Genomic DNA, 10,689 nt, shown 5'->3' on the forward strand with positions numbered 1-10,689 from the left:
AAATAATGGCTAATGAAAGGGCTGAAAAATGGCAGAAAATTGGCAAGGTTTTTTGGTTAGTTAGCTTGGATTAATATTCGATGGGGATGACGGTAAATCAAAGGGAGATTGACTGGGTAGGCATTCCTAATTAATGGCCTGAATAATCCTGGAATTTTATTCAAACTTTATTTTTAGTTGGTTTTTGAATTTTATAACGGTTATTTGACGTGTATCAAATAACACATTGAGCAGAAAACAAAAAAGGAAGCCGAAGCTTCCTTTTTTAGTTTAGAACATTAGTGATTACTAGATGAATAGGCCGCCAAATGCGAAGCCGAGTGCAACCGCTGTACTGATTGTTACCACACCAGGAATGAAGAATGGGTGATTAAATACGTACTTACCAATACGCGTTGAGCCTGTGTCATCCATCTCAACCGCTGCCAGTAGCGTAGGGTAAGTTGGAAGTACGAACAGTGCACTTACTGCAGCAAAAGAAGCCACGGCTGTTAGTGGTGCTACGCCAATCGCTAGAGCTGCTGGCATTAGTGCAACTGTTGTTGCGCCTTGAGAGTAAAGCAGCATAGAAGCGAAGAACAAAACAAGAGCCAGCATCCATGGGTAGTCAGCCAGTAGAGCACCTGCTACGTCTTTGATCTCAGCAACGTGTGCGTTTACAAACGTTGAACCTAACCAAGCTACACCAAGTACACAAACACACGCTGTCATACCAGAGCGGAATGTTGGCGCTGAAGAAATCTTCGCAGCATCAATCTTAGTGAACATCACGATAGCCGCTGCTGCTGCTAGCATCACAGACATGATCGCTTCGTTACGACCAAGCGCTGGGTTTTCAATTAGGCCAACAGAGCTAGAGATAGCCGCTGCGTAGCAAACCACGAAACCAATCGCTGCTAGGAAGATGTACGTTGCTCTCTTCGCTGTTGGTAGAATTTCACGCTTCTCTTCTGTCGCCAGTTTGATTAGACCTTTCTCTAGACGTTCTTGGTAAACAGGATCGTCTTTCAGTTCGCTACCCATGTAGTTAGCAACAACCGCACCAACCATACAAGCGATGAAGGTTGTTGGGATACAAACCATCAATAGCGTTAGGTAATCAACACCAAAGGGTGCCAGCATTGCTGCGAAAGCGACAACGGCAGCCGAGATTGGCGAAGCTGTGATAGCAATTTGAGAGGCGACAACTGCGATAGACAGTGGACGAGAAGGACGAACACCTTGGCCTTTCGCTACTTCTGCGATTACAGGAAGCGTAGAGAATGCTGTGTGACCAGTACCGGCCATTAGTGTCATTACAAAGGTCACAATCGGCGCGTAAAAGGTGATGCGTTCAGGGTGTTTACGCAAAAAGTTTTCTGCAATTTGTACCAACCAGTCCATACCGCCCGCAACCTGCATAGCAGCAATTGCGGTGATAACCGACATGATGATCAAGATTACGTCGATCGGGATGAAAGACTGGCTTGTTGGAACGCCAAGAATCAGTGAAAGGGCAATAACACCAGCACCACCGGCAAAACCAATACCGATACCGCCAATTCTGGCCCCCAAAAAGATAAAGAGCAGGACGATAAATAGTTCTACTGCAATCATAAGTAACACCTCATTTTAGATTTTATTATGTGAACATTCGCCGCTGGAATGTTCACATAATAGTTCTATGGTTTAGATTCTATTTCGCAAAAGTGCAACCAACAGAAACCCACAAAATTAACATGGTTAACCGTATTGGAGCCTAAAAAAGGGCTCCGTTTGGAGCCCTTTTTCGCTAACGTTATTCGTAGCGTTTTGCTTTATACTGAGGATGCATCAAATTTTCAACAGAGAAAATGTCATCAAGTTCCTCTTCGGTTAATAACCCGCGTTCTAGAACTACATCACGAACGCTTTTACCTGTTTCAGCACAGATCTTACCAACAACATCACCCTCGTGGTGGCCAATGTATGGGTTTAGGTAAGTGACGATACCGATAGAGTTAAATACGTGAGATTCACACACTTCTTTGTTCACAGTAATGCCGTCTACACACTTGTCGCGTAGGTTCACACATGCGTTTGTTAGAATGTCTAGAGACTCAAACATGCTTTGTGCGATAACAGGTTCCATTACGTTCAGTTGAAGCTGACCGCCTTCTGCCGCGAAAGAAACCGTGTTGTCGTTACCTAGAACTTTAAAGCAAACTTGGTTTACTACTTCAGGCACAACTGGGTTTACTTTAGCTGGCATGATTGAAGAGCCAGCTTGCAGTTCAGGTAGGTTTAGTTCGTTAAAGCCAGTGCGTGGGCCTGAAGAAAGAAGGCGTAAGTCGTTACAAATCTTAGACAGTTTAACCGCTAGGCGCTTAAGTGCACCGTGCGTCATTACGTATGCGCCACAGTCAGATGTTGCTTCGATAAGATCTTCAGCCGCTACACACTCTAGGCCAGTTACTTCCGCTAGGTGTTTAACTGCTAGGCCTTGGTAACCCGGTGCTGCATTCAGACCTGTACCGATAGCCGTTGCGCCTAGGTTAACTTCAAGCAATAGCTTTGAAGTGTATTCTAGGTTTTTGATTTCTTCATTGATGGTTACAGCCCAAGCGTGGAACTCTTGGCCAACCGTCATTGGAACAGCATCTTGAAGTTGAGTACGACCCATCTTCAGGATTGTGTTGAATTCTTGGCTCTTAAGCTCGAATGCACCTTTTAGGTATTCGATAGCGTCAATCAGTTTACGAACGCTGTTGTACACAGAGATACGGAAACCCGTAGGGTAAGCACAGTTAGTTGATTGGCTGCGGTTTACATGGTCATTTGGGTTGATGAACTCATATTGGCCTTTTTCTTTGCCCATAAGTTCAAGTGCAACGTTTGCCACAACTTCGTTAGCATTCATGTTTACAGAAGTACCAGCACCACCTTGGAATACATCCGATGGGAACTGATCCATGCACTTGCCAGTGTCTAGAATGAGGTCACAAGCTTCGATGATGTATTTAGCTACTTCGCTTGGGATTACACCTAACTCTTTGTTTGCTAAAGCCGCTGCTTTCTTTGTCATCACCATACCGCGAACGAATTCAGGTACATCTGAGATCGTTACATTTGAGATGTTGAAGTTTTCAACTGCGCGTAGAGTGTGGATGCCGTAGTAAGCATCAGCCGGAACATGACGTTGACCTAGTAGATCTTCTTCGAGACGAGTAGCTTGAGGAGCTTCAACTTGAGCTTCTGATAGATTAGCCATAACAGGATCCTTAGAGAATTATTCTGATTATATAGTTAGTTATTAGCCTATTCTGTGTGCAAATACTCCGTTCGCTAGAATATTGGGCTGATAAATCCGTCCTGACTTATGTGGCACATGATACTGTACTTAGCGCATAAAAATATTAAGTTGATCACCTTTTTCGGTTTTGTTTCGTCAATATTTTGCAAAGTTATTCTCGGTCAATAAACACGCTTATTTACAGGATAAATTTGAGATTGATAGGGCTTTCAGCGTAAACTGGATGTAACAAAGGAGGGCGTGTGTTTCCTATCTTATTATTACTCTTTATCTTCGTACCCATCATTGAGATTGGGCTATTTATTCAAGTTGGTGGCTTCTTAGGATTGTGGCCAACTATTGCGTTGGTTTTGATTACTGCATTTGTTGGTGCATCGCTTGTTCGTAGCCAAGGCATTCAAACACTTATGTCTGTGCAAGGTCGATTACAACAAGGCGAAATGCCAGCACAACAGATTCTTGAAGGCGTGATGCTTGCGGTTGCTGGTGTATTGCTGCTGACTCCTGGCTTTATGACGGACGCACTCGGTATGTTGGTATTGCTACCAGCACCAAGAGCGATGATTGCTAAGAAAATGATGGAAAAAATGGTGGTGACCAATATGTCTGGCGGTTTCCATGCGGGTGGACAGGCTGGTTTTGGTCAGAGTCCATTTGGACAAGACCCATTTAATCGCGACCCATCAGATCAATCAAAAGACGGTAACACCTTTGAAGGTGAGTTTGAGAAGAAAGACGATGACAACGATCGTAACCGCTTAAACTAGTCCGTTTTTTCTCTCTTCTTTATATAGAGGGAAAACAGAAAAGGCTCTTACCTTTATCCTTCGCAAGAAAGTGATAATGGTAAGAGCCTTTTTTATTGCTAGCAGGGGAGGAGCGTTCGGTTATACCGCGCCTTCAAAGCCCATTTGTCGCCACGCTTCGAATGCAATAATAGCAACCGCGTTAGATAGGTTGAGGCTACGCGCATCTGGCATCATTGGAATACGAATGCGTTGTTCCATTGGCATGCTTTCGATGAACTCTGCAGGCAGGCCACGTGTCTCAGGGCCAAACATCAACACATCACCTTGTTGGAATTTCGCATCCACGTGGTGACCTGTGGTCTTTGTCGTGCAAGCAAAGATGCGGAAGTCACCCTCGCGTTCATTCTCTAGATACTCAAGAAAGGCTTCTAGGTTCTTGTGACGCTTAACACGCGCTAGATCGTGGTAATCCAAGCCAGCACGACGAACTTTCTTCTCTTCAAAATCAAAGCCAAGCGGCTCAATCAGGTGCAGGTTTGCGCCGCAGTTAGCACATAGGCGGATGATGTTACCCGTATTGGGCGCAATTTCAGGTTCGTATAGAGCGATATCAAACATGTTGGTTCACAAGAATAATCAAAGATAGCCAGAGTATACGGTGGCAAGCTGAGTGAGTACAGTTCACCACCATTGGCTTACGCTTTATTCGCGAGTGCTTGTGCGTAGTTTTCAGAAACCGCATTCCAATTCACCACGTTCCACCATGCATTGATGTAATCAGGGCGACGGTTTTGGTAGCTGATGTAGTAGGCGTGTTCCCAGACATCCAGTGCAAGAATCGGCTCACCGTTGCTGGCGATGGTATCCATCCACGGGTTGTCTTGGTTTGAGGTCGAGATGATTTTCAGTTGTCCTTCTTCTACTACCAACCAAGCAAAGCCTGAACCGAAGGTATTGATTGCCGCTTGAGCGAACTGATCTTGGAACGTCTCGAAATCTCCGAAAGTACTTTGGATCGCGTCGCCAAGTTTACCTGCTGGTTCACCCCCGCCATCTTGAGCCATGCAGTTCCAATATAAAATATGGTTGTAGTAACCGCCGCCATTGTTGCGAACGGCAGGGCTGTGCTGAGAGATGTTAGCGAAGATCTCGGTCAGAGATTGCTGCTCAAGTTCACTGCCAGAAATCGCCGCAACAAACTTATCGTAGTAGGTTCTATGGTGCTTGCTGTAGTGCACTTCCATCGTCTTAGCGTCAATGTAAGGTTCTAGGGCGTCGTAGGCGTAGGGTAGAGCAGGAAAAGAGTGTGACATGGTAAATCCTCCTTAATTAGAGGACTTACCATAATGATAATGGAAATCATTATCAACTGTGATCTTTGTAGGGGTATTACACTGGCAGGATAGGCAGGGTGATTTTGAGTTGTAATCCACCGAGCTGGCTACGGCTTGCAGTGATGGTTCCGCTGTGTTGACGAATCGCACTCTCTGTAATGGTTAGGCCAAGCCCTGTGCCGCCAGAGTTACGATCTCGCGCCGTTGAAACTCGGTAGAAAGGTCTAAAGATAGAATCCAGTTCGTCATCAGGCACACCATCGCCATTATCATTGACGCAAATCGTCAGCCGATCTTGGACAACATCGAATTGCACATCGACTTGGTCTTTACCGTAGTAGATAGCATTGCGCGTAATATTGTCCAAGGCACTCATCAGTAGCTTAGGGTTACCCGAAATAGAACGGTCTGGGATCTCTGAAAACGTCAGTAATTTACCCATCTGTTCAGCTTCAAATTCTGCATCTTTTAAAATCTCTTCCCATAAGCTCGAAATAGGCTGAACCTCACGAGTAATATGGCTGTCGACCTGCATGCGTGATAGCGTCAGTAGCTCACTGATCATTTGCTCTAACCGCTGAGCTTCCATATCAATACGTTCTAACTCTTGGCTCTCACCTTGTTTACGAATCGCAAGTGCATTCGCCATGCGTAGGCGGGTCAATGGCGATCGTAGCTCGTGTGAGATATCTGAAAGTAGGCGTTGTTGCCCTGAGATCATCTGGTTCACTGCTTCGACCATTTGGTTAAAGCTCTCACCCGCTTGTCTGAATTCTGAGGTGCCTTTTTCGAGTGTGGGATCGACCTCAAACTGACCTTTCGCCACACGTTGTGCTGCGCGTTCAAGCCTACGAGCTGGTTGGCTCAATGCCCAAGCTAACCATAATAGCAGTGGGGTACTTGCTAGCATTACCGCAAGCAACAGTTGTAAAGGTCTATCAAATAAGCGCAGCAAAAATGGAGGAGGTTGGTTCCATTTTACTCCGGCATACATCAGTAATTCTTCTCCAGCGAGTGTGATAGGGACTGGCCCTGCTACCATGTAATGTCCGTATAACTTTTGCTTGGGTAATTCAGGGTTATCTATCGAGGTAACAAAATTACGAATCGCTTTAAGTTTGTAATTTGAGTGTCTTTTCGATGTAAGGACAGCGCCTTCAAGGTCGGTCAGGTAAATACGAGCACGAGAATCCTTGCGGCTACGCGGTGCCTCAAGTTGGAACACTATTTTTCCCAGGTTAGATTCTTTGGCGTAGCGCTTTTCTGTGAATTTAGCGATACGTTCGAGTTTATCGAGATGATCGGCAGGCACATCGCGCGCCACTCGCGGGTCTAAATGGGGAAGTGACAGTACCGACAAAAGCACCAGTAACATGGTGAACCAAAAGATAGCAAAGATACGTCCATATAAGCTGGTGATTTTAGGTATACGCATTAATCTTCCTCTACCAATAAGTAGCCACGGCCTCGTAAGGTTTTGATGCGAGATTTACCGTCACTGCGTTCTGGGATTTTTTTACGTAGGTTGGATATGTGCATGTCTATCGCACGGTCAAACGCTGCAAGCCTTTTGCCCAGCACATCCAAACTCAACGCTTCCTTGGTGATCACTTGCCCTGGGTTCTGGATTAGGTGACTCAGCAAAGCGAACTCGGTGGTGGTAAGATCGATAAGCTGGCCATTACAATAAGCTTCTTGCTTGCCGGGGAACACTTCAATGTCTTGATATTGAACCTTATCACTGGTTGCTTTAGGTGCGGTGTTGATCTGCGTTCTACGTAAGATGGCACGAATACGAGCGAGCAGCTCTCGGTCACTGAAAGGCTTTGGCAAGTAATCATCTGCGCCAAGCTCAAGGCCAATAACACGGTCGATCTCTTCACCTTTAGCTGTCAGCATCAGTACTGGCGTTTCCCAATTTTCTCTTAGTTTCTTTAGCGTTTCCATACCGTTAAGGCGCGGCATCATCACGTCCAAAAGAATCAAATCTATCTCATCATTGATAGCTTCCAACCCCGCATAGCCGTCGTTGGCTTCGGAAACAGTGAATCCCTCAAAGCTCAGTATGTCTTTAAGTAAGCCGGTTAGCTCGGAGTCGTCATCAATAAGAAGAATGTTCGCCATTGGGAAGCCTTAATCAGTTGTTTATAGGTTAATAATACTGCTAATTATTCGTCAACTTTCACTCTTTACGATTCTTTACGCTTTCTAAACGTCGCTTTACGAGGGAAAGACTAATCTATATCTAAGCGCTGAAAACAAACGCAACACATGACTGATTATACCGAATTGAGGCAAAAATTATGAAAATGACTAAGAAACTTGTACTAGTAGCTGCGGCACTTCCACTTATGTTAGGTACAGCAAGCGCGTTCGCATATGGCGGTGGCGATAAAGGTGACCACAAAGGCATGCATGGCAAGTGTGGCGGCTTTGACAAAAAAGTGATGCGTCAACTGGATCTGACGGATGCTCAAAAAGCAGAGCTAAAAGAGATGCGTGAAGCGAACCGTGCTGAGATGAAAGCAAAGCATTCAGGTAATAAAGCGGACAAGATGGCGCAGATGAAAGCGCACCACGAGAAAGTTCAAGATTTAGTTCTAGCCGATACCTTTGATGAAGCGGCGGCAAACGACCTAGCAAGCCAAATGGTAGAGAAGCAAACAGAGCGTCGTTTAACCATGCTGAAGAAGCAACATCAAATGATGAGCGTACTAACACCTGAACAGAAGACTCAACTGAAAGAAATCCAGCAAGATCGCATGGCTAAATGTGCGGACAAAATGGAAAAACGCATGAACAAAGACAAGTAATTCATGGTTTGAAAAAGCTGGATTGATTGAAAGTGTTTAGAAAGAAGCGGCCTAGTGCCGCTTTTTTTGATCTTTAAAATGAATGTATTAGATCCTAGCTGTCATATTCAATCGGTGTTTTGCGGGTTATACTTTGTGCTATCAGTCACTTTATAGCCAATTTATGAAACAAGAATACGCACGTTTAGTTACGCTCGCCGCTTGGGCTGCCACCATCATTGCCTCCATATTATTGGTTGTGAAGGTTGCAGCGTGGTGGGTGACAGGCTCAGTCAGTTTATTAGCTTCTGTCGTTGACTCACTGTTGGATATCGCCGCTTCTGTCGTTAACCTTGTGGTGGTTCGTTACTCTCTGCAGCCAGCTGATAAAGAACATACCTTTGGTCATGGCAAGGCCGAATCTCTTGCTGCATTAGCACAAGCGATGTTTATTTCTGGTTCAGCTTGTTTCCTTATTCTTAACGGTATTGAACGTTTCTTCCGACCGCATGAGCTGAACTCTCCTGAAATTGGTATTTATGTCAGCTTGTTCGCAATGGTCATGACCTTCGGTTTGGTTCGATTCCAAAAGCATGTTGTGAGCAAAACGGGTAGCCAAGCCATTGCGGCTGACTCACTGCATTATCAATCTGACCTCTATATGAATGCGGCGATTATGCTGGCGCTAGCACTGAGCTGGTTTGGTATCGGTCAAGCAGACTCGGTATTCGCGATTGGTATCGGCATCTACATTCTTTACAGTGCTTACCAAATGGCGATGGAAGCGGTGCAATCTCTACTTGATCACAAGCTACCCGATGAAGAGCTCAAGCAAATTAAAGAGGCATCGTTGAGTGTGGAAGGGGTACTGGGTGTACATCAACTAAGAACGCGCCGTTCTGGGCCTGTTCGTTTCATTCAATTGCATTTAGAACTCGAAGATAATATCCCACTGATTGAAGCACACCGCATTTCTGACGAAGTAGAGGAAAAGCTTATTTCAGTGTTCCCTGATGCTGATGTATTAATTCATCAAGATCCATATTCGGTCGTATTTGGCCCAGAGAAGCAGCAGAAATTTCACTCATGGTAATGCGTCTAAAAATTAGGCAGTAAATGGCAAGTGAATGGCTTTTGAACTAAAGTGAGTAAAAATTGCTAACTCAAAGGTGATTCAAAAATCACCTTAGTAACAATTAATGTTGATTCTGATGTGAATCAACAAAGTTATTGAGTAAAACTGTAATACTCTTACAGAAGTAGAAATGTTACATAATTTTACGTGATTTAAGTGCTATTCCTGTTGAGGAAATGTAACATAACGTACAAATATAGATTTAAAATCTTGTTGATATACAATCAGCAAGAACAAGAATTGAATAATAGATTCCCAAAAATCGAGGGTGAGCATGATTAAGAAGATCGGTGTTTTGACCAGTGGTGGTGACGCTCCAGGCATGAACGCAGCAGTTCGCGGTGTAGTTCGTACTGCGCTATCAGTTGGCATTGAAGTTTACGGCATTTACGACGGCTACCAAGGCCTTGTGGAAGACCGTATCGAAAAGCTTGACCGTTCAAGCGTATCTGACGTGATCAACCGTGGTGGTACTTTCTTAGGTTCTGCACGTTTCCCTGAGTTCAAAGACGTGGCTGTTCGTGAGAAAGGCATCGAGAACCTTAAGAAGCACGGTATCGAAGCACTTGTTGTTATCGGTGGTGACGGTTCTTACATGGGTGCTAAGAAACTGACTGAGATGGGTTACCCATGTATCGGTCTTCCTGGCACAATCGATAATGATATCGCGGGTACTGATTACACTATCGGTTACCTAACTGCGCTTAACACTGTTATCGATTCAATCGACCGTCTACGTGATACGTCTTCTTCTCACCAACGTATTTCTATTGTTGAAATCATGGGCCGTCACTGTGGTGACCTTACGCTTATGTCAGCAATCGCGGGTGGTTGTGAGTACATCATTACACCTGAGACTGGCCTAGATAAAGATCAGCTAATCAGCAATATCCAAGATGGTATTGCGAAAGGTAAGAAGCACGCAATTATCGCTCTAACTGAGCTAATGATGGACGCGAACGAACTGGCTAAAGAGATTGAAACGGCAACAGGTCGTGAGACTCGCGCAACCGTTCTTGGTCACATTCAACGTGGTGGTCGTCCTACTGCATTTGACCGTGTTTTAGCTTCTCGTATGGGCAACTACGCCGTTCACCTTCTTCAAGAAGGTCAAGGTGGTCGTTGTGTTGGTATCGAGAAAGAAGCTCTTGTTCACCACGATATCATCGACTGTATCGAGAACATGCAGAACCCAGACCGTTCTGAGTTGTTCCGCGTTGCAGAAGAGTTATTCTAAGCCAAGCTTAGCGTTCGCTTAAAAAATATTAAAAACCGCTGATTGTTCAGCGGTTTTTTTGTGCCTGTCGTTTGAGTTTTCACAAACGGCAGGCACAAAAAAGGCCAACCTAAGTTTAATGCCGTTCACTTAAGAGTGAACGGCATTTTTGTTCTTAGCATACCGTTGTGG

General features: G+C 44.9%; 10 protein-coding genes. 4 read left to right on the forward strand and 6 right to left on the reverse strand.

The annotated features are described in order from the left end of the window. Positions 1 to 288: 288 nt before the first annotated feature. Together ACED53_RS14205 and aspA are read right to left on the reverse strand one after the other, a co-directional pair. Positions 289 to 1,596 carry an anaerobic C4-dicarboxylate transporter gene (locus ACED53_RS14205; protein ID WP_017101331.1) on the reverse strand — a complete coding sequence of 436 codons (1,308 nt, stop codon included), beginning with the start codon at positions 1,594 to 1,596 and terminating at the stop codon, positions 289 to 291. A 181-nt stretch (positions 1,597 to 1,777) separates the two neighbouring features. Then, a complete protein-coding gene (gene aspA / locus ACED53_RS14210) occupies positions 1,778 to 3,229 on the reverse strand; it encodes an aspartate ammonia-lyase (protein ID WP_009844714.1) in 1,452 nt (483 codons plus the stop codon). A 284-nt stretch (positions 3,230 to 3,513) separates the two neighbouring features. On the opposite strand from aspA, the gene ACED53_RS14215 reads away from it, so the two are divergent. Continuing rightward, on the forward strand, positions 3,514 to 4,038 hold the full coding sequence (locus tag ACED53_RS14215) for an FxsA family protein (RefSeq protein ID WP_012604974.1): 525 nt from the start codon (positions 3,514 to 3,516) through the stop codon (positions 4,036 to 4,038). 120 nt (positions 4,039 to 4,158) lie between these two features. Here the strand turns inward: ACED53_RS14215 and trmL are convergent, their stop codons facing one another. The 4 genes from trmL to ACED53_RS14235 all read right to left on the reverse strand — a co-directional run bounded on the left by trmL (position 4,159) and on the right by ACED53_RS14235 (position 7,478). Beyond that, positions 4,159 to 4,638, reverse strand: coding sequence for a tRNA (uridine(34)/cytosine(34)/5-carboxymethylaminomethyluridine(34)-2'-O)-methyltransferase TrmL (gene trmL, locus ACED53_RS14220; protein ID WP_009844716.1), 480 nt, complete (start codon positions 4,636 to 4,638; stop codon positions 4,159 to 4,161). 77 nt (positions 4,639 to 4,715) lie between these two features. Next, positions 4,716 to 5,333, reverse strand: a complete 618-nt coding sequence (locus ACED53_RS14225; protein WP_012604973.1) for a superoxide dismutase — start codon at positions 5,331 to 5,333, stop codon at positions 4,716 to 4,718. Positions 5,334 to 5,409: 76 nt separating this feature from the next. Then, complete coding sequence (gene cpxA / locus ACED53_RS14230) at positions 5,410 to 6,789, reverse strand: envelope stress sensor histidine kinase CpxA (protein WP_012604972.1); 1,380 nt, start codon at positions 6,787 to 6,789, stop codon at positions 5,410 to 5,412. Next, entirely contained in the window at positions 6,789 to 7,478 is a 690-nt protein-coding gene (locus ACED53_RS14235) for a response regulator (RefSeq protein WP_017101332.1), read from the reverse strand. Before ACED53_RS14235 ends, cpxA begins: the two co-directional genes overlap by 1 nt. Positions 7,479 to 7,657: 179 nt before the next feature. On the opposite strand from ACED53_RS14235, the gene ACED53_RS14240 reads away from it, so the two are divergent. From ACED53_RS14240 to pfkA, 3 genes are all read left to right on the forward strand, one after another. Continuing rightward, on the forward strand, positions 7,658 to 8,167 hold the full coding sequence (locus ACED53_RS14240) for a CpxP family protein (RefSeq protein WP_012604971.1): 510 nt from the start codon (positions 7,658 to 7,660) through the stop codon (positions 8,165 to 8,167). A gap of 163 nt (positions 8,168 to 8,330) precedes the next feature. Further along, positions 8,331 to 9,239 (forward strand): CDF family cation-efflux transporter FieF, encoded by a 909-nt coding sequence (gene fieF, locus ACED53_RS14245; RefSeq protein WP_029225530.1) that lies wholly within the window; start codon positions 8,331 to 8,333, stop codon positions 9,237 to 9,239. Between the two features lie 316 nt (positions 9,240 to 9,555). Beyond that, the gene (gene pfkA, locus ACED53_RS14250; protein WP_009848871.1) at positions 9,556 to 10,518 is read left to right on the forward strand and encodes a 6-phosphofructokinase; all 963 of its coding nucleotides are present in this window, start codon (positions 9,556 to 9,558) and stop codon (positions 10,516 to 10,518) included. The last annotated feature ends 171 nt before the right edge of the window (positions 10,519 to 10,689 follow it).

The sequence above is a fragment of the Vibrio sp. 1F169 genome (assembly GCF_041439605.1).
Lineage (GTDB): Bacteria > Pseudomonadota > Gammaproteobacteria > Enterobacterales > Vibrionaceae > Vibrio > Vibrio tasmaniensis_A.